This is a genomic window from Actinoplanes campanulatus (assembly GCF_014647795.1).
Classification (GTDB): Bacteria; Actinomycetota; Actinomycetes; order Mycobacteriales; family Micromonosporaceae; genus Actinoplanes; species Actinoplanes campanulatus.
In genome coordinates, this window is sequence record NZ_BMPW01000008.1 from 31,612 (window position 1) to 50,733 (window position 19,122).

Consider the following 19,122-nt stretch of genomic DNA (forward strand, 5'->3'; position numbering starts at 1 on the left):
CGCCCTACAGCCATCCGCGCTGGGCGGCCTGCACCCCGGCCTGGAAGCGGCTGACCGCCTGCAGGCGGTCCAGCAGCAGGGACACGTGCCGCCGGACGGTGCGCACCGACACCCCCATGCTGCGCGCGGCGGTCTCGTCGGTGGCGCCGAGGGCGAGCAACTGCAGCAGCGTACGGTCGTTGCCGCTCAGCCCGTCGACCGGCGCGCCGAGCGGCTGTGCCTGCCCCCAGCACGACTCGAACAGCGCCGCCAGCGTGCCCGCCACGACGTGGTCGATGAGCACCAGCATCTCCGTCTCGCCGTCGTCGCCGTCCACGAACAGGGCCACGGCGGCCCGGTCGACCACGAGTGCCGCGGCCGGCACCCGCGCCGTGGTGCGGACCTCGGCGCCGTCGCCGGCCAGGCGCCGCACGTGGGCCACGTCGTCGCCGCGCGCCAGCCGGTCGTGCGGGTAGAGCACCCGGATGGCCACGCCCCGGCGCAGCACGCGCCGGTCCAGGCCCGTCGACGCGCCGGTGAGCCCGGTGACCGTGGGCCGGCCCGCCTGCAACGCGACGATCTCACTGCGGGCGCCACGGACCAGTTCGTCGAGTTTGGCCTGCCGCAACCGCCCACGGATGCGCTGGCCCGGAAGGTCGCCGCCGTCACCCGGCATCTGCTGCGCCATCAGGGCGGACAGGTGGACGCGTGCCCGCATGGCCTGCGCCCGCTGGCGGGCCGCGGCGGCCTCGATGTCGGCCAGCCGGCGGTCCACCACCACGTCCGGCGCGACCGGGGTGAGCCGGCCGGGCCGCTGTGTGTCGGCGATCAGGATGCCGGCGCCGATCAGCGCCCGGCGGCTGGCCGTCACCTCGTCCTCGGTCGCGCCGAGCCGCCGGGCGATCTCGGCGGCCGTGCACTGCGGATGCCGCAGCCACATGGCGTACACCCTCTGGTCGGCCGGGGTGAGCCCCAGTGCCTCGAGCATCGGTCATCACCCCGCGTGGGATTCGGCGTCGGAGTGGAGCAGGGCGCCGACGACGGGCCGTAGCTCCTCGGCGACCAGGGCGTTGCCGCGGTCACTGCAGTGCGGTCCCAGCCGGCCGTAGGAGAAGAGTCCCGCCCGGTCGGGTTCCCGCCGGAACCGGCCGGTCAGGTCGACGACCGGCAGGATGCCGGCCGCCTCCGCGGCGAACCGGTGGTGCGCCGTCGCGCCGTCGCCGCGTTCCAGGTCGGCAAGCTGCGGAATGATCAGCAGTACGGGATGCCTGCCCGCGTCCCGGCACACCGCCGCGAACCGTTCGACCAGGGCGCGCATGAGCCGGCGTGCCTGCGGGTCCGCGTACAGCCGGGCCGTCCACCGGGCGTTGTCGCGCAGGACCACACCGAACGCCGCGCGGACCGCCTCCTCGCGGCGGCCGCGCGCCAGGCCCGCGGTGAGGTGGGCCAGTACCGGCAGATGCCGGCGGGCCCGGCGCACGAGCTTCGGCAGGTACGGGAAGTGCAGCAGATCCGGGCGGAACTTGCCGGCGTGGAACGGGTCGAGAGCGGTGATCTCGGCGAGGCGCTGCCGGTAGGTCGCGTACTGGCCGGGTTCGCGCACCGCGCCGGCATGCAGTCGCAGCCCCTCGGGGCCCAGGGTGAAGCGTGGTTTGAAGGCCAGGACGTTGCCGTACTCGAAGTAGTGCTTCCAGTACGAGTGCACGCGGGCGATGGTCTCCGGGACCACTCCCATGACGACCACCCGCGACTCGAGGTGCGGCAGTTCGCGTTCCAGGCGCAGCAGGGCCTGGTCCAGGCCGTAGTTGCCCACACCGTAGTTGGCGGCGTTGACCCCGAGCGCCCGGGACAGGTGATGCGGCCAGGTCTGGTCGTCGGCGACCAGCCGGCAGAACGTGAACGAGTCCCCGAAGCAGGCGACCAGCGCCGGGTCCTGCTCGAAGCCGGGGTTGCGGCGGCGGCCGTGCTGGTCGACGGCGTAGCCGACCCGGCCACGGTCGGTGGCCTCGTCACCGTGTTCGCCGGGACGCCGGCACCAGCCCAGCTCCGGGTCGAACGACTTGGCGACATGCCGCTCGACCAGGCCGGGTGGGATCGGCGGCGTCAGGTCCGCCGGGGTGATCAGCCAGGGGAAGACGGGTTTGAGGCGTTTGACGAGGACGCTGACGCCGTACTCGGCGGCCAGGTATCCGGCCGCGAGAGCCGCCAGGTGCCGGGCCCTCACCGGGCGGCCCGCTCGTGCAGCGCGGCGAGGATCCGGTCGGTCAGCTCGTCGGGTGTGCCGTCGCGTCCCGAACTGTCCAGCACCAGGTCGGGGCCGGCCGGCCGGGGGAACGGGATGTCGACGCCGACCACGTCGTGGCCGCGGCCCTGCAGCGCCGCCCGGTAGAGGCCCTTGGTGTCGCGGTCGACGACGACGTCCATCGGCACGTCGAGGAACACCTCGAAGTAGCTGGACAGGTTCTCCCGGTTCCACGCCTGCCACTGCGGGAAGATGGAGAGCACCGCGGCGACCACGTGAATGTCCTGCCGGTCGAGCATCAGGCAGAGCTTGCTCAGCCGGGCGGCGTTGACCTCACGCCCGGCGACGTCGTGGGACAGGTCGCCGCCCCAGACGTCACGCAGCAGATCACCGTCGAGGTAGACGAGATTCGGCAGATCCGGGCGCAGCCGTGCGGCGAGCCGGGTTCCGACGGTGGTCTTCCCGGCGCCGGAGAGACCGATCAGCCAAACGATCATGAGAGTGCCTTCCGTTGCTCGTCGAGTCGCAGATCGCCCCGGGCCACCAGGTCCTCGCAGACCGCGAGGTCGGAGCCGCTGTCGACCTCGCCCCAGGCGCCCTCGCAGGCGACCGTCTCGATCCGCCGGCCCGCGCGCAGCAGCATCCCCAGCAGACTGGTCATGTCCAGGGCGTCCACCTCGGCCGGCGGCAGCGTGTCCAGCACCGCCCGCACCGCCGACCAGGCCGACGGGGTGAAGCGCAGCAGGCCCATGTACTGGCCCTGGACCTCCTCCAAGGTGGCCGGCCGGGTGCCGATGTCCGCCAGCGCGCCGTCCGCGGCCAGCCGGAACGTCTCGGCGTCGTCGCGGGGATCGGCGAAGCGCCGCCGCCACAGCGCGGCCCAGGCCGGGTCGTAGGCGATGGCCAGGTCCCCCGGCGCCGCGGCCAGGCGGCGTACGGTCGCGGCGCTGTAGACGATGTCGGCATAGGAGACCACGCACGGCCCCGCGGACAGCCACCTCTCGGCGGCGAGCAGGGAACCGACCATGTTCGTCTCGGCCCAGCGGGCGGCGTGGAAGATCGTCAGGTCCGCGGCGTCGACCAGCTCGCGACGGTAGCCCACGACGACGGCCAGATCGCTGATCCCGGCGGCGGTGAGCGCGGCACGCTGCCAGTCGAGCAGCGGCCGGCCGGCCAGCGGCACCATGCACTTGGGCCGTTCGGCGGTCAGGCCGCCCAGGCGGCTGCCGCGTCCCGCGGCGAGGATGATCCCCTTCACCGGGCACCCCCGAACTGCTCCCGGATCACCTGACGGTCCTCCGCGGCGAGGTCCGGCGCGAGGCGCTCGGGGTGCCACATGAGGCCCAGCAGCGGCTCGGTCTCATGCCGTACCGCCTTGACGACCCGGCCGGGCCCGGTGGCCCACACCCGCAGCGGCGGGTGCACCGTGCTCGCCGCCCAGTTGTGGTAACTGTTCACCACCCGGCTGCGGGTCCCGATCGTCACGGTCTGCCGGGCCGCGACGTGCCCGCTGACCCGTTGCAGGGGGACGCCGAAGCGGCGCAGCAGCAGCTGCATGCCCCGGCAGACGGCCACCACCGGCAGGCCGCGCTCGCGCGCCACGTCGAGCAGGGCGGTCTCGGTGCGGTCCCGTTCGGGCGCGTCCCCGCCGAGTTCGGCGAGATCGTTGCCGCCGGTGAGCAGGATGCCGTGGACCGGAGCGGCGCGCACCAGGCGCACGGCGACGCCGGCGTCGTTCGGCACCGGCATGCCGACCAGGCCGCAGTCGCGCAGAAACGGCCACCACCGCTGGTCGAGCGCGTCGCTGCGGGTGCCGTGCACCGGGTCGACGACCACGCGCTGAGTGACGGCGATACACGTCATCGGAGGATCTCCACGCGGTGATTGAGGCAGTCCACCCTGAGGTACTCGGCTGCCGCCCAGCGGTTGTACAGGACCTCACCGGCGCCGATGACCGCCGGGATGCCGAACTGGTGTGCGCGGATCGCCATGTGGGAGTTCGCGCCGCCGTAGCGGGTGATGAATCCGGCGACCCCCTCGGAGAAGATCCAGTCGTAGCCGGGGTCGCCGCTGGGCAGCATCAGGATCTTTCCCGTCAGGTCGGCCGGATGCGCCGAGACCAGCTCCACCCGCCCGGCCGCGCACTCCTGGGTGACATAGTTCGGCTCCGTGCTGGGCAGGTGGAACGCCTTCACGTCGGCCGGTTCGGTGATCATCGGCGGGAGCACCAGCCGGCGGGTGAGCTCGTAGCGCCGCCGGCCTTCCGCGGCACACCGGCGCAGCACCGTGGCGGGGCTCTCGGCGCCGCGGTGCAGCTCGTCGACGCAGTCCACGTCGAGGTAGGACATCTCCTCGGCGTCCATGCCGACGCCGCGGCCCAGCTGGGTGAAGAGCGACAGGGCCTCGCTCAGGTGCCGGGTGAACTCGAACTTGGAGTTCTCCCGCAGCTCGATGCTGGTGATGATGAAGTTCAGCAGCCCGTACGCGTCCTGCTCCAGGCGGTGCTGGCGCAGCAGGTCGTCGATCAGGTGCATGGTCGGCGCCGGCAGCCGGAACGGCTCGGGCGCCTCCAGCCTGACCCGCGAGTTCGGCCAGTCGAAATAGCCGTCGGGCTCCTCGTCGTAGCGCGGGGAGCGGATGTCGTACGTTCCGGGGCGCAGAAAGCCGTACCGGCGCAGGAACTCGGCACGCGACAGCCCCGTACGGTCGCGCAGCATGCGGTTGGTGACCGTGTCCAGCGAGGCCATCAGCCGGGCGACGTCCCTCTCGGTGAGCACCTCGGTGTCCACCAGCGACCGCAGGATCTCGGTGGCGATGAACCCCAGCCGGGCGAAGCCGGCGAAGGCCAGGGTCCCGAACCGGCGGCAGTCCTCCAGCAGCCAGTAGATCTGGGTCGGCAGGTCCAGGTCGGACTGGCGCACCTCGCCCAGCTTCGCGCGCAGCGACGTGATGCTCGCCAGGTCCTCCCGGCGCGCCGGGTGCTCCGGATCCATCAGCTGGTTGGTCAGGGTCCGCAGCGCGCTGACGAGGTCGTCGCGCTCCTGCACGCTGAACAGGTGCTCCGCCTGGTTGCTCAGGCGTTCCTGCAGGGTGAGCGAGTAGCAGGAGAACACGACGTCGAACTCCACCTTGTCGTGCAGTTCCGGGTTCGCGGCCAACCGGTCGATGTAGTGGTCGACCAGCCGTTCGGCGAGCTCGTCGTCGATCGAGGCGGGAATCAGCGAGTTGCAGCTCTCCCGGACACCGATGTACGGCAGGCCGAAGAAGTCCACCATCAGCGGGAACCCGCGGACGTCGCGGTATCCGTACCGGGCCCGCTGGTCCGCCCAGAGACCGTCGGTGATCAGCCGCCGGTACAGCGAGAGGGCGAGCGGGTGCGGCCGCGTGCCCACGATCTCCGCGGGGTTCCAGTCCGGCATGACCCCGAAGACCGTGCGCTTGCCACGCAGGTGGGGATGCGGTTGGGCGGCCGTGCGGACCTTGGTCGCGATGGCGGTCAGCGCCTGCTCGTGGTCGACGTTGTCGAGCAGTGTCTCGACCACCATCGGCCGCACCTGCAGCAGATAGAGATCGCCGGTGTCGTCGAACGCGAACTCGATGTCGAGGTTGTCGCGCTCCAGCAGCTCCTCCAGCTCCCGGGAGAGATCCGCCAGCCGTTGCAGGTGCGGATCGCCCCGGCCGGTGCCGCTGGTCTTCCAGGCGTAGAAGGTGCGCAGCCGGGCCCGGGCCCCGCTGGTGACGGCCGCGGAGTCACCGTTCTCCTCATAGTTGATCACCAGGTACGGGGCGCCGGTGTTGGGATCGCACGTGAAGACGACCCCGGTCATGGTGGCGTTGACGACCAGCGGCTGCACCAGCACCAGCTCCTCGCCGAGCCCGTCCAGGACCGCCGTCTCCGGCCGCTGCCGGTAGGAGTCGATGACCGCGTCGACCGCGTCGCGCAGCCCTTGCCGGCCGGCGACGCCGGCCACCGACAGGTAGCTGCCCGGCATCAGGGTTCCCGCGTCGTCCTCCCGGCGGGTGCTGCTGCGCACGATCAGCGGCTGACCACCCCAGGGCCGGCTCAGCACGTCGTCGAGCAACCGGTCCGGGCCGGACTGCCAGGCGTCGACCGGGAAGTACAGCAGAGGGAGCACACGGGCGGTACGGACCAGTGGCGCGAGCTGCTCCAGCGTTTCGGCCTTGGAGCCCAGCAGGGCGGCGGGCGAGCCGCGCTGCATGGTCGGGGCAGGGTGGTGTAACGCCATGATGCTCCTTCGTTTCCGGGCGTGCTCAGGGCAGCAGGAATCCCGTCGTGAGGTCATGGATGCGCCCGGTGGAAACCGGCAAGCGAGCGCCGTCGAGGCGAAGCGGTGGTGAACATCCGCTACGCCGGTCGTTTTCTGGAGTCTTTCCGGTAACTCCCGCTGAACATCCTGCTACCCGAGCGAATGCGAGGTTAACGACCCCATGGTTTCGTCATCTGAAGTCAACCCACAGTGGACAGCTTGCGCGCCCTGAGCTTGACAATCACGGCGTAGAAACATTTGTTAATAGATAGGCAACCGACATTGTCATAAATCGTGTGCTACCTTGCCGCACCCTTTCCCTGCCGGTCACCAGGGGATGACGCCGGCGTCGTTGAAGAACGAACCGGTCGGGCCGCCGTCGGGCAGCGTGGCCAGGCGAATCGCGATGGCCGCGCCCTCCCGGGGCGGCCGTCCTCGCAAGCCGGTCGCCGACGGGCTGGCCGGCGCGGTGGTCGGCGCCGCTGACGGGGCGGACGACGCGACCGCCGGCGCGTCGTTCACCGGCTGGGCGGCGCCGCCGACGTGCTCGATGGGCGTCGAGCAGGCGCCGGCGAGGGCAACGAGGACAAGGAGGCGGGGATGGTGAAGGCGCGCACGGTTTCTCGTTCTCCTGGAGCAGGGGGACATGCTGTCATACGGTGCGATGCACGCGATCACCCGGCAGTTCGCGATCTTGGATAACGAGCGGGTAACGGTCTCGCCAGTTCGCGGCCAGCTCCTCCGGCACGCGACGGTCGGATCCGAGCGCGTCCTCGACCGCGGCAGTAGCCGCATCCGGCGGGCACGGTGGCTGGCTCAGTCCGTGGTGTGGGGTGGAGGGTGCGCGTGCAGGCGGTATCCCATTCCGCGCAGTGTTTCGATCCGCGAGTCGCCTATTTTTCGGCGTAGGTAGCGGACGTAGACCTCGACGACGTTGGAGCCGGGGTCGAAGTCCAGGCCCCATACCTGGCTCAGCAGTTGTTCGCGGGTCAGGACCTGGTCGACGTGGCGGAACAACACCTCAGCGAGGGCGAACTCGCGGGCGGTCAGCGCTACCTCCGCCGCGCCGCCGTCGATCAGGACCTTGCGGGTGCGCAGGTCGAGGGTCAGGTCGCCGGCACGCAGCATCGTCGGCTCCGGTGCGTGTCCCGGCCCTCTGAGCCTGAGCCGGACGCGGGCGAGCAGTTCGTCGAAGCCGAAGGGCTTGCGGATGTAGTCGTCGGCTCCGCTCTCCAGACCGGTGACGGTGTCGGCGACGCTGTCACGGGCGGTCAGCACGACCACGGGTAGGTCGATCTTCTCGGCACGTAGCAGGCGCAGCACGGTCAGGCCGTCGGTGACGGGTAGGCCGAGGTCGAGCACCATCAGGTCGAACGCGCCGGTTCGGGCGTACTGGTAGGCCGACTCACCGTCGGTGACCACGGTGACGACGAACCCGTTGCTGTTCAGGCCGCTCTCCAGGAACGAGGCGATCCGGGGTTCGTCCTCGGCGACCAGGACGCGGTTCACCGGTGGATCCTGGGCGAGTCGGCGGCAGCGCCGGGACGGTGTGGACGGTGGGCCGGGGTCAGGGGCAGGTCGAGGGTGAATGTCGAGCCCTTGCCCGGAGTGCTGTCCAGCAGCACCCGACCGCCGTGGGCGTGGGCGATGGAGGCGACGATGGCCAGGCCGAGGCCGGCGCCTCCGCGGCTGCGGCGGCCGGGGTGATCGAGGCGGGTGAAGCGGTCGAAGATGCGGGTCTGGTCCTCAGGTGCGATGCCGGTGCCGGTGTCGGTGACGCTGAGCCTCAGCCGGTCGGTGACCGTCGTGGCGCCGATGGAGATTCGGTCGGTGGGCCGGGTGTGGCGTACGGCGTTGGCGGCCAGCTGCATCAGCGCCTGGGTCAGCCGTTGGTTGTCGGCGAGCACCGTCTGCTCGGTGAGGTCGGACACCGTCCAGTGCCGGTCGCCCAGAGCGCCGGCCTTGGCCAGGACCTGCATCACCAGATCGGTGACATCGACTTCGGACAGGTCCAGGAAGTCGGGGCGTTCGGCCTTGGCCAGCAGCATCAGGTCGTCGACCAGGCGGTTCATCCGTTGCAGTTCGTCCAGCACGAGGGCGAGGGTCCGTTTCCGTTTCGCCGGGTCTTCGCTGATCAGTTCGAGGTGGCCGCGGATCACGGTGATCGGGGTTCGCAGCTCGTGGCTGGCGTCGTCGAGGAACTGCCGCTGGCCGGCGAAGGCGCTCTGCAAGCGGTCGAGCATCTCGTTGAAGGTGCGGGCCAGGGCGGCGACGTCGTCAGTTCCGGTCACGGTGATCCGTTGGTCGAGGTCGGACCCGCGGATCGTCTCCGCGGTCCGCCGGAGGGTTCGGATCGGGGCCAGGACCCGGCCGGCGACCTGCCAGCTCGCCAGGCCCGCCAGGCTCAGCGCCACGAAGCTGACCGCGCCCAGCACCCGGACCGTCGAGGCGACACGCTCCTTGACCGGTGCGGCGAACTCGACCACCACCAGGGCGCCGAGATCCGGGGCGCCCTCGAAGCGGACCGGGAAGACGGCGTACCGGACCGGGCCGGCAGTGCTGGTCACCGTGCCCGTCTGCGGCTGCCCCAGCCCGGCGATCCGGCCCACGAACTGCGGATCGGTGTCCAGCCGGGCCAGCGGCTCGGTGCGGGCGCGATGCGCGGGACGACCGTCGATCAGGCTGAACAGCGTCTCGTCGGCGTCGGGAACAGCCTCGGCGAGGTAGCCGGCGAGCAGGCCGCGAACCTCACGGTAGGGCTCGCCTGTCGCGGGGTCCACGGTCCGTCCCGCATAGTCACGCAGCTTGTGGCCCTCGTGGACCAGTTCCTGGTCGAGTTCGGCCTCGGCCCGTTCGGTCAGCACGCGGGCGGCGATGAGTAGTTCCGCGCTCAGCGCCAACGCCACCAGCAGCATCATCCAGCCGATGATCCGGCTGCGGGCGCTCAGGCTCACGGCATGGGGCGCAGGGTGGCGAAGCATGGCGATTCACCTGTCGGTGCAGTCGTCGTCGATGCCGTCGTCGTCATCGTCGTCTCCGGCTGTCGGCGCGGGGCCGTTGGTCACCCTGGTGGCTCCCGGCGGAGCCGGGGTGGCGGTCCCCGGAGCAGGCAGTGCGGGAGCGCGGGTCGCCGGGTCGCCCGGCTGGGTCGAGGCGCCGATCGCGGGAGCGGTCGCGGGCGGCCGGTCGCCGGCGGGGACCACGACCACGCCGCCCACGTCCAGCGGTGGGTGGGTGAACAGCGCTCCACCGAGCATCCACGCGGCAGCCAGGAGCAGCGGTACCGCAAGCAGCGCCGCCAGCCGGCGACCAGTCATGCCATCAAGTCTCCGTCGCAGCCTTGCGGCCGGATGAGCCAACGATGAGAAAACTCTCGGGTCCGCGGCGATGCTCGCGACCGTCGACGACCCGCTGACCGAGATGAGAGGTCTCTAAGGCAGGGCCAAGGCGGGTGTCATCCCGGGCGCCCAACCTCGTAGACATGACGGTCTTGCAGCACCAGCGCTCGTCCGGCCCCGGACGGATGGTGACGTCCGGTCAGGCGAGCCCGGCCGTGTCTCTGTGGGCGCGCGACGTCTTGGCCGCGGCGGTTCCGGCTCTGGCCGGCGGCCTGGACCGGGTCGTCATGCTGCGTGATGGCCACCGGCGGCTGGCTCTGGTCGAACTCCGCGACGGCCGGTGGCTGGCGCTCAAGCGGTATGGCGACAGCCAGGGCGCGTGGACCCGGCAATGGTTGCAGCGGCTGACCGAAGCGGGTTTCGCCCCACCGGCCCGATTCGCGGTGACTCCGGCGCGGGGTTGGTCCGGTATCCACCACACCCTGGTCACCGACGTGGCTCGCGGTCACGCCTGGGCCCACTGGTTGCGGGCTCCGGCCGCCGGCCGCGCCGCCGCGGTCGCCGCCGCCGACTGGCTGATCCGGTTGCAGTCGCTGTCGGTGACGCTGCCCGACCGCACTGATTACCGCGCCGAGGCGCAGCTGCGCCGGCAAGCCGGCCGGCTCGCCGACCGGTATCCGGATCACGCCACCCGGCTGCTGCGGGTCGCCGAGACGACCCATCGACGGTTGCACGACGACCGGCAGGCGGCCGGCCCCGCCCTGGTGCCCTCCCACGGAGACCTGCACCCGGAGAACCTGCACCTGACACCCGGTGGATCGCCCACGGTGACCGCCATCGACGTCGACACCGCGGGGTTGCGCCGGCCGTCCTACGACGTCGGCTATGCGCTGGCCCAACTGCTGGTCGCCTCATGGATGCGCACCGGATCGTTCCGGCCCGGAGCCGGCGCCGGCATGGCGTTCTGGCGCCGGTGGACGGCCCACGACGGCGCCGGCGCCGACGCCGTGCCGGCCGAGGTCGCTCGCACCCTGATGCAGAGCCTGCACTTCGAGCTGATCATCTACCGCACCGCCCGGACAGACCTGCTCGACCGCTGGCTGGACATCGCCGAGGCGGTGCTCGCCGACGGCCTCTGCGCCGCCTTCCACACCCTGACCACCGTCCAGGAGCCCGTGCCATGACCGCTGCCCCGATCGCCTTCGTCCACCACGCCAACCAGTTCCTGATCACCGACGGGTACGCCGACCGGGACGGGATCAGCACCATCGCCGCCGGCTACGACGCGGTCCTGTCGCTGCACGTCGAACTCGGCGTCCCGGCCTCGCTGCACATGTCCGGCCCGGTGCTGGAGGCCATCGCCTGGCACCGGCCCGCCCTGCTGGCCCGGCTTCGCCAGCACCTGGCCAGCGGGGTGGTCACCCTGATCGGTGGCACCTACGGGGAGAACGTCATGCCGCTGGCCTCGCCCCGCCACAACCGCCGGCAGCTGCGGGCCTTCCACGAGCTCGCCGAGGATCTGCTCGAAGTCCCCCGCCGGCGGCTGAAGACCGCCTGGGTGCCCGAACGGGTGTGGGCCACCGCGTCGTGCGCGCCGCCGCTGCGCGACGCCGCCGCTACCGGCGTGCGCTACCAGCGGGTGCTGCTCGACGATCGGCTGTCCCATCCCCTGCGCGAGGGCCGCTACCCGGGCAGCGCGCGGGAAGCCTTCGACGCCGACGGCCCGTACCGCTGGCACAGCGACGGTTTCCCCGCCAGCGTCCACGGCCGGCTGCACCGCCCATCGCTGAGGCCGTACCGCATCGCCGAAGGCCAGGGGCTGGTCGCCGTCCCCATCGCCTCCCACCTGCGCTACCTGGTGCCACCGCACGACCCCGGCCACCTGCGGCTGCTCACCGAACTCGGCGAAGACGCCCAACAGGCCCCCGAGGGATCACTGCTCGTCTTCGCCGACGACCTCGAACGGGTCGCCGGCGTCGCCGGCTGGGAACAGGGGCTGGAACGCTACGCACGGTTCCTGCGCTGGCTGACCCACAGCCACGCGGTACGCCCGGTCGCGCTCGACGACTGGTGCGGTCGGATCGACCCCGCACCCGAGCTACCCGTGGAGGCCGGCACCTACTACGAACTGGCCCACCAGCACGGCGCCGGCGAGAACTACGCCCGATGGGCCGACGACCCACGGTGGCGCCCGCACGCCGATCGCCTCGACCACGTGGAGGCCACCCTCGAACAGGCCGAGAACGACGGCGCCGACCCCACCCTGTGCGCGCTGGCCGAACGGCTGGTGCTGCTCGGGCGCCACGAGACCGCCTGGCAGGACCCCGGCACCGAAGGCGGCCGCTCCCCCGCCCCGTGGGCGCGGGCCACCGCCGTCCACGCCGCCGACGCGTTGCCCGTGCTCGCCGCCGCCCGCTGGGCCGCCGACCCGAGCCCGCACGGTCCGCGGGTCCTGGTCACCGACGTGGACGAGGACGGCGGCGAGGAGGTCGTTCTCAGCAGCGACCGGCTGTTCGCCGTGCTCTCCCCGCGTCACGGGGGCCGTCTCAGCCTGCTCGTGCGCCGCGACACCCACACCAGCGCGGCTCCGTGCGCGGTGATGCTCGTGGGCAACCCGGCCGACCACTGGAACTTCCAGGCCGAGCTGCACCAGCACATGCGGACGCCGCCCAACCATCCGGGCGCGCTGGCCGTGCTCGGCACCGAGACCCACCGGCACGAGCTGGGCCGCGTCACCGTCACCCCCGCGGCCGCGGTCGTCGAACTGATCGACGTCGAGCCCGGTCCCGACCGGGGCCTGACCAAGCAGATGCTCCTGACCGCCGACGGCACCGCCCTGGTGGTGTGCGTACGGCGCAGCGGCCTACCCGGAGAACTGCGCACCACCGTCGCGCTCTCCCCGGACTACCCGGGGCTGCTACGGGCCGGCCGCCGCCACACCAGCCTGCGCCAGGGCCGAACCTGGTGGGGCGCCAGCACCCCCATGATCGACGCATGGGTCGCGCACGACCCGGCCGAACACACCGGCCAACTGGTCGCCACCAGCCCGGCCACCGGACACGCCCTGGTCGGCGCCGTCGACGGCTGCGGCCGCCACCTGCACCTGGTGCTGGGCACCGGCCCGGTCGACGACAGCACCGGCGCGGCACACATCGCCGCCGCCGACGCCCGGCTACACGCGGCCGCGCCGGCCGGGCAGACCACCACGATGCCCGCGACGGTCGGAGCCGGGTGAACACCACCATGATCCGTACGCGAAGAGTTCCAGCATCGTCGAGAGGCAAGGAGTGACCGTGTTCGAGATCCTGCGCCGTTTCGGCCCCAACCTACGCCCCTACCGACCCCGGATGGTGGCCGGTGGCGTGCTGGTGATGCTGGTGGCGGCCGTCGAACTCGCACAGCCATGGCCGCTGATGGTCGTCGTCGACGACGTCCTGAGACAGCGGCCGCCCAGCGGCCTGTTCGGCGATCTGCTCGGTCCGGTCGCCGACTCCCCGACAGCCGTGCTCGCCGTCTGCGCCCTGTCCCTGGTCGTGCTCGCCGCCCTGGCCGCGCTCGGCACCTACCTGGCCTCCCGGCTGTTGCAGGGTGTCGGGGAGCGGCTCGTCGCCGACCTGCGCGCCGACATCTTCACCCACCTGCAACGTCTGTCCCTCACGTTCCACGACCAGCGACGGGTCGGGGACCTCGCCGCCCGGCTGACCGGCGACGTGACAGCCGTCCAGGCGCTGCTGGTAGCCGCTTTCAGCACGCTACTGCCCAACCTGGCCCTGCTCATCGGCATCGTCGTCGTGGCGATCGCGATCCAGCCGGTCTTCGCCGTGCTGCTGCTGTGCGTCACCCCGGCGCTGTATGCCGTCGTCCGGCACTACCGCGGCGCCATCAAGCACGCCTCCCGCGAAGCGCGTACCCATGAGGGCCGGCTCTCCGGCCACGTCACCGAGACCCTGACCACGATCCGCCTGGTGCAGTCCTTCGCCGCGGAGCGCCGCGTTCTGGAGCGGTTCCGCACCCACAACCAGGCCCGGCTCGACGCCGGGCTCCGCGCCGTGGAACTGCAATCACGGCTTCCCGCCGCGGTCGAAATCGTGGCCCAGGCCGGCCGCGCCACCGTGATGTTCGTAGGTGCCACCCTCGTCCTGCGCGGCCAGCTCAGCCTGGGTGTCCTGCTGGTGCTGCTGGCCTACCTGCAACAGGTGTACGCCCCGATGAAAGCCCTTGCCCGGCTCACCTCGACGATCAGCAAGGCACAGGCCGGCACCGAACGCGTGGAAGAGGTGCTGCGGTCCACCGCGATGGTCCACGAGCGCCCCGATGCCACGCCCGCTCCCCGGCTGTCCGGCGACGTCGAACTCAGAAACGTCTGCTTCGGCTATCAGCCCGGCCAGCCCGTCCTGCACGAGGTGTCCCTGCACGCCCGCCCCGGCCAGGTCGTCGCCTTCGCCGGGCCCACCGGGGCCGGCAAGTCCACCATCGCCACCCTCGTACCCCGCCTCTACGACGTCACCGCGGGCCAGGTCCTCCTCGACGGCCACGACGTCCGCGACCTCACCCTCCGCTCGGTACGCAGCCAGGTCGCCGTCGTCCTCCAGGAACCACTGATGATCTCCGGCACAATTCTCGACAACATCGCCTACGGCGCCCCCCACGCCAGCCGGGACGAGCTGCTCGCCGCCGCGCAGGCCGCCTACGTCGACGAATTCGTCGACCGCCTCCCCCACAGGTACGACACCCAGGTCACCGAGGGCGGCCTCTCCCTGTCCGGCGGTCAGCGACAGCGCATCGCCATCGCCCGCGCCCTCGCCGCGGACACCCCCATCGTGGTGCTCGACGAACCCACCAGCGGGCTGGATCCGATCAGCGAGTCCTACGTGATGCGCGGCCTGGCCCGGCTCACGGCCGGGCGCACCGTCCTGGTCATCGCCCACCGCCTGACCACGCTGCGCCACGCAGACCGGGTCTTCGTCATCGACCGCGGCCGTGTCGTCGAAGCAGGCACCCACGCCGAGCTCACCAGCCGGCCGGGACGATTCCGCGACATGAACGACCTGCTGGCCGCACCGTCGTCAGCCGGCTCGTCCAGCGCCTCGACCATGGCCGGACATCGTCACAGCACCGCCAGGAACCTGGCACGAACCGCCTGGGCAGACGCCGCAGGCGGGTCCTCGTCCGGGGCTGGCGCCGGATGAGGACCCGCCTGGCGGTGTGTCAGTGCTGGTCGAGGGTGGCGATCTCGCGGACGGCCGCGGCGATCGCGGCGTGGTCCTTGCGCAGGATGGCGCCGTGGTTGCTGGGAACCTTCGCGTGGATCCTGATGTTCGCGTTGCCGGCGGTTACCTTGTCGAGGTTGGCGCGGATCCGTTCCTGCTCGTCGCCGCGGCTGCCCAGGGACTGGCCGGAGGCGATCACGTAGCGGGTCGGGACGGTGATCGCGTCGAGCACCGGGCACAGTTCGTTCTCGCTGCCGATCCGGCCGAGTTCGATGTTGCTGTCGGCCTGCTGGCCGGGGGTCAACCGGGGCATCAGCCCGAACGGGCGCAGCAGCGGGCTGATCCAGCGGAGCCGGCCGAAGAGCTTCCGGATGCGCTGTTCCATGGCCTCGTCCAGCCAGTCGTACGGCATGGCGCCGTCGACCAGCACCGCGCCGATGGTGCGCTCCGGGTTGCGGCTGGCCCAGTGGGCGGCGGCGTACGCCCCGTAGGACCAGCCGACCAGCAGCGCCCGGTCCACGCCCCGGTCGGCGAGGACCACGTCGATGTCACGGACCACGGTCTCGAAGGAGTAGTCGGCGGACGTCCTCGACTTTCTGCCGCGTCCTCGTTCGTCGTACGTGATGTGGCGGAAGCCCGGGCCCAGGCCGGTGATGACGTGTCGCCAGTAGCCCTGGGTGGCGAACTGTCCGTTGAGGTAGACCACCGGGATCCCGGGGCCGCCCGTGTCGGTGAAGGCGAGTGCGGTGTCGTCGATTTCGATCGTGCCGGTGGTCATCTGTTTCTCTCTTTCGTGGTCAGAGGCTGCGGGCGGTGATGTCGCCGTGGGTGGTGGTGGCGTGGATGGTGAGGGCGGCGGCGGTGCCGTCGGTGTTGAGCAGGGTGTTGTTGATGCGGCCGTAGCCGGTGCCGGCGTCGAGGGTGGCGGACACGCCGTGGGCGGCGGCGACGGCCACGTTGCCCATCTGGGTGCGGAGCACGACCGTGCCGCCGGTGGCCTCGGCGACGGTGATGTCGCCCTTCTGGGTGCTGATCTCGGCCGGGCCGGTGAGGCGGCCGATGGTGACGTCGGCGCCGAGGGCGTCGATCGTCAGGCTGCCCGCTTCGTCGATCTTGACGGTGCCGTGCAGGCCGGTGGCGGTGACGTCGCCGAGCCGGCCGACGCCGCGGAACTCGGCGGCGCCGGCGGTCGCCTCGATGCGGGAGCCGGACGGGACCTGGAGGGTGACCTCGACGGTGCCGGACGGGCCGAACATCTGCTTCGTCGCGGCGGGGCCGGTGACCCGAACGACGCCGTCGGTGAACTCGACCGTGGTCTGCTCGGCGGCCTTCACGTCGCGGCTCTTGGCCGGGTCGATCGGCCGGACCTCGACGGTGGCGTCCGAGCGGTCGGCGGCGATGACCTGGATGCGGCCGGCGGGGATGTTCAGGACGGCGGTGACGGCGGTGGTGGTGTCGAACTTGTACATGATGTTCTCCCTGCGAGCTCGTTGTTTCCGATGCAGGAAACGCTACGTTGCGTTTGCGAATCCAGCAACAAGCTTGTTGCACTGCAGTGGGAAACAACCAGCTCATCGCCATCATTTCGTTGCAACTGCCATCCAGCTAATGCAATGGCGGCGTTGCAATAGGGTGGACTGAACGCTACTTCTGCGACAGTGGGGCGCGACGGTTGAACGCCGAGGACGGGTCCAATGCGCCGTCGATGATCCGGGCCGCCTCATATAGTCAGGTGGTAGGGCGCGGCACACGGAACGGGGGTGCAGCGATGGTGGGCATGCCCATGCTCGACAGGGCCGTACTCGACGCCCCCACCCGGCTACATGCCGTCTCGCAAGCCCGCGAAACCTTCGCCGGCAGGCCCGTCGGCTTCGATGCCATCGCCCGGATGACCGCCCGTCTCACGCACGCCCCCATCGGGATGATCTCTCTGCTCGGCAACACCGAAGAAGAGCTCATCGGGCAGTGCGGGGTTCCCGAGTGGTTCGCACCGGACCGGCACGGTGCACGCCGGCACGCGCTCTGCGCCTACGTGGTCTGCGGCAACGACGTGCTCGCGGTCGAGGAGCTGCTTGCGGGCGAGGTCGCGTCCGACGATCCGCTCCGGAACAACCCGCTGCTCGTCGATGGCGGAATTCGCGCCTTCGCCGGTGCCCCGCTCCGCGACGGGGCCGGCCGGCCGTTGGGTGCGGTGTCGGTCGCCGACACCGTGGCGCGCGCGTGGGATCCGGGCGAACTCGCGGTACTTTCCGAGGTCGCCGAGATGCTCCGGTTCGAGCCGGACGGCGAGGCCGCCCGCGCCACGCTCATCGAGGAGCCTCCGCCCTCCGGGCCGACCGGCCAGGCCTGGCCGTCGAGCATGCAGGCCGGCTTCGAGGGGGACCGTCAGTTCTTCGCCGCGCTCCTGGACAGCCTGCAGGTCGGCGTGGTGGTGGCCGACAGCACCGGCCGCCCGGTGCTGGTCAACAAAATGTCGCGCGAGCGGAACAAGGTTCCCGCCGGCCTCTCTCCGGAGGAGGCCATCGCATTGATCTGCCGCCGGCTGTACCACCCCGACGGCACTCCGTTCGAGCGACACGAGATGGCGTACGTGCGGGCGCTCGTCGACGAGACCGTGCAGCGAGCCGAATCGATCTCGCACGGTCCCGGGTTCCTGGACCAGCACGTGGTCGCCTACGGCAAGGCGCTCCGCACCGACGAGGGCAAGGTGCTCGGCACCGTCACGACGGTCCTCGACGTCACCGACCGGTGGCGCGCCGACCGGTTCCGCGAGTGCAATCTGCGGATCGCCACCATGCTCAACCACGCTGACACCGTCGAAGAGGCTGGTCCGGAGCTGGTCAACGCGCTGGGCGAGGCCCTGGACTGGCCGTGCGTCGCGCTCTGGCTGGCCAACCCGGCCGAACGGGTGCTCGACCTCGTCGCGCACCACGTCGACCCCGGCATCGCGCTCGCCGCGCCGATTCCGGCACGGATGGGGCGTGGCGCGAGCGTGACGGGTGAATGCTGGCGGAGCGGCACGCTGCTGTGGGTGCCGCAATATGCCGAGTCCCGGTACGTCCGCGGGCCCGGAGCTCGGGAGTTCAGCCCGGCCGGTGAAGGGCCGCGTCTGTACACAGCGGTGGCGGTGCCGATCCGCGATGAGGACTGCGTCGTCGGCGTGCTGACCTGCTTCGCCGACACGGTCGAAAACGACAGGCCGTTGCTCACCGGCCTGCTCGAGGACATCGCCGAGCAGGTCGGCTACTTCCTCGCCCGTCGCCGCAGCATGGAACTGGCGATGCAGTTGGTCCGCGCGAGGGACGACTTCATCGCCCTGGTCGGGCATGAGCTGCGCACGCCCCTGACGTCGATCACCACCTGCAGCGACCTGTTGCTGGAGGACGAAGAGCTGTCCGGCGACGCGCGTGAGCTGGTCGAAATCGTCAGCCGCAACGTCGGATCCGTGCATGCGATCATCGACGACCTGCTCGACCTCGCCGCCCTGGAGTCGGGCCACCTGAGACCGCATCTGCTGCCGATCGACCTGGTCGCCGTCGTCTCCGACGCGATCGCGGAGCTCGGCGATCAAGGCGGGACCCGGCTGCACACCGGCTTGCCGAGCACGGTGATGCTGGCCGGCGACGCCCGGCGGTTGCGTCAGGTGGTGGACAACCTGCTTTCCAACGCCGTCAAGTACAGCCCCGACGGCGGTGACATCCATGTCGAGTTGGTCGCCGGGGAGGACTTCGCGGAGCTGGCCGTCACCGACAGCGGTATCGGCATCCTCCCGGACGACCGGGACCGGCTGTTCGACCGTTTCTACCGAGGCGACAACGCCCGCCACAACATCCCCGGATCAGGGCTGGGGCTGACCCTGGTGCGAGCCATCGTGCAGGCGCACTGCGGCACCGTGGCCCTGGATCCCACCAAGAAGGACGGAACCCGCATCCTCGTACGCCTGCCGCTGCACGCCGCGGCGACGACGCCGGCCGATGGACAGCCCGGTGTCGCGCTGCGCTACCCCCTGCGGGGCGTGTTCCGGCCGCTGGAGCCGAACCGGCACGTGCCGGAATAGGGAATACGGCGGATCGGGATCGCTTGCC

At 71.3% G+C, this 19,122-nt stretch carries 16 protein-coding genes; 4 read left to right on the forward strand and 12 right to left on the reverse strand.

All coding sequences use genetic code 11. The features are described from left to right. Nucleotides 1–4: 4 nt before the first annotated feature. From IEZ13_RS16575 to IEZ13_RS16620, 10 genes are all read right to left on the reverse strand, one after another. Nucleotides 5–967, reverse strand: a complete 963-nt coding sequence (locus IEZ13_RS16575; protein ID WP_183218586.1) for a helix-turn-helix transcriptional regulator — start codon at nt 965–967, stop codon at nt 5–7. 6 nt (nt 968–973) lie between these two features. Further along, nucleotides 974–2,203, reverse strand: coding sequence for an SGNH/GDSL hydrolase family protein (locus IEZ13_RS16580; protein ID WP_183218587.1), 1,230 nt, complete (start codon nt 2,201–2,203; stop codon nt 974–976). Next, nucleotides 2,200–2,718, reverse strand: a complete 519-nt coding sequence (locus IEZ13_RS16585) for an adenylyl-sulfate kinase (protein WP_183218588.1) — start codon at nt 2,716–2,718, stop codon at nt 2,200–2,202. Before IEZ13_RS16585 ends, IEZ13_RS16580 begins: the two co-directional genes overlap by 4 nt. Further along, nucleotides 2,715–3,479 carry a phosphocholine cytidylyltransferase family protein gene (locus tag IEZ13_RS16590; protein ID WP_183218589.1) on the reverse strand — a complete coding sequence of 255 codons (765 nt, stop codon included), beginning with the start codon at nt 3,477–3,479 and terminating at the stop codon, nt 2,715–2,717. Before IEZ13_RS16590 ends, IEZ13_RS16585 begins: the two co-directional genes overlap by 4 nt. Continuing rightward, the gene (locus IEZ13_RS16595) at nt 3,476–4,084 is read right to left on the reverse strand and encodes a gamma-glutamyl-gamma-aminobutyrate hydrolase family protein (protein ID WP_183218590.1); all 609 of its coding nucleotides are present in this window, start codon (nt 4,082–4,084) and stop codon (nt 3,476–3,478) included. The genes IEZ13_RS16590 and IEZ13_RS16595 overlap by 4 nt, the downstream gene beginning before the upstream one ends. Beyond that, nucleotides 4,081–6,468 (reverse strand): PEP/pyruvate-binding domain-containing protein, encoded by a 2,388-nt coding sequence (locus IEZ13_RS16600; protein ID WP_203833709.1) that lies wholly within the window; start codon nt 6,466–6,468, stop codon nt 4,081–4,083. The genes IEZ13_RS16595 and IEZ13_RS16600 overlap by 4 nt, the downstream gene beginning before the upstream one ends. Before the next feature lie 348 nt (nt 6,469–6,816). After that, complete coding sequence (locus tag IEZ13_RS46545; protein ID WP_229794740.1) at nt 6,817–7,011, reverse strand: hypothetical protein; 195 nt, start codon at nt 7,009–7,011, stop codon at nt 6,817–6,819. Nucleotides 7,012–7,305: 294 nt separating this feature from the next. Further along, nucleotides 7,306–7,998: a response regulator transcription factor gene (locus IEZ13_RS16610; RefSeq protein ID WP_183218591.1), complete on the reverse strand. Its 693-nt coding sequence runs from the start codon at nt 7,996–7,998 to the stop codon at nt 7,306–7,308. Beyond that, complete coding sequence (locus IEZ13_RS16615; RefSeq protein ID WP_203833708.1) at nt 7,995–9,470, reverse strand: sensor histidine kinase; 1,476 nt, start codon at nt 9,468–9,470, stop codon at nt 7,995–7,997. The genes IEZ13_RS16610 and IEZ13_RS16615 overlap by 4 nt, the downstream gene beginning before the upstream one ends. A gap of 6 nt (nt 9,471–9,476) precedes the next feature. Next, nucleotides 9,477–9,806 carry a hypothetical protein gene (locus tag IEZ13_RS16620; protein ID WP_183218592.1) on the reverse strand — a complete coding sequence of 110 codons (330 nt, stop codon included), beginning with the start codon at nt 9,804–9,806 and terminating at the stop codon, nt 9,477–9,479. A gap of 164 nt (nt 9,807–9,970) precedes the next feature. Here IEZ13_RS16620 and IEZ13_RS16625 point away from each other — a divergent pair, with 164 nt between their 5' ends. The 3 genes from IEZ13_RS16625 to IEZ13_RS16635 are packed head-to-tail and all read left to right on the forward strand — an operon-like array spanning nt 9,971 to nt 15,016. Continuing rightward, entirely contained in the window at nt 9,971–11,011 is a 1,041-nt protein-coding gene (locus IEZ13_RS16625) for a phosphotransferase family protein (protein WP_183218593.1), read from the forward strand. Beyond that, on the forward strand, nt 11,008–13,062 hold the full coding sequence (locus IEZ13_RS16630) for a hypothetical protein (RefSeq protein WP_183218594.1): 2,055 nt from the start codon (nt 11,008–11,010) through the stop codon (nt 13,060–13,062). The genes IEZ13_RS16625 and IEZ13_RS16630 overlap by 4 nt, the downstream gene beginning before the upstream one ends. A 58-nt stretch (nt 13,063–13,120) precedes the next feature. Further along, nucleotides 13,121–15,016, forward strand: a complete 1,896-nt coding sequence (locus IEZ13_RS16635) for an ABC transporter ATP-binding protein (RefSeq protein WP_183218595.1) — start codon at nt 13,121–13,123, stop codon at nt 15,014–15,016. A gap of 19 nt (nt 15,017–15,035) precedes the next feature. Here the strand turns inward: IEZ13_RS16635 and IEZ13_RS16640 are convergent, their stop codons facing one another. Further along, entirely contained in the window at nt 15,036–15,815 is a 780-nt protein-coding gene (locus IEZ13_RS16640; RefSeq protein WP_183218596.1) for an alpha/beta fold hydrolase, read from the reverse strand. Between the two features lie 19 nt (nt 15,816–15,834). Further along, nucleotides 15,835–16,506: a DUF4097 family beta strand repeat-containing protein gene (locus tag IEZ13_RS16645; RefSeq protein WP_183218597.1), complete on the reverse strand. Its 672-nt coding sequence runs from the start codon at nt 16,504–16,506 to the stop codon at nt 15,835–15,837. Between the two features lie 203 nt (nt 16,507–16,709). Here IEZ13_RS16645 and IEZ13_RS16650 point away from each other — a divergent pair, with 203 nt between their 5' ends. Further along, nucleotides 16,710–19,094 (forward strand): sensor histidine kinase, encoded by a 2,385-nt coding sequence (locus IEZ13_RS16650; RefSeq protein ID WP_183218598.1) that lies wholly within the window; start codon nt 16,710–16,712, stop codon nt 19,092–19,094. The last annotated feature ends 28 nt before the right edge of the window (nt 19,095–19,122 follow it).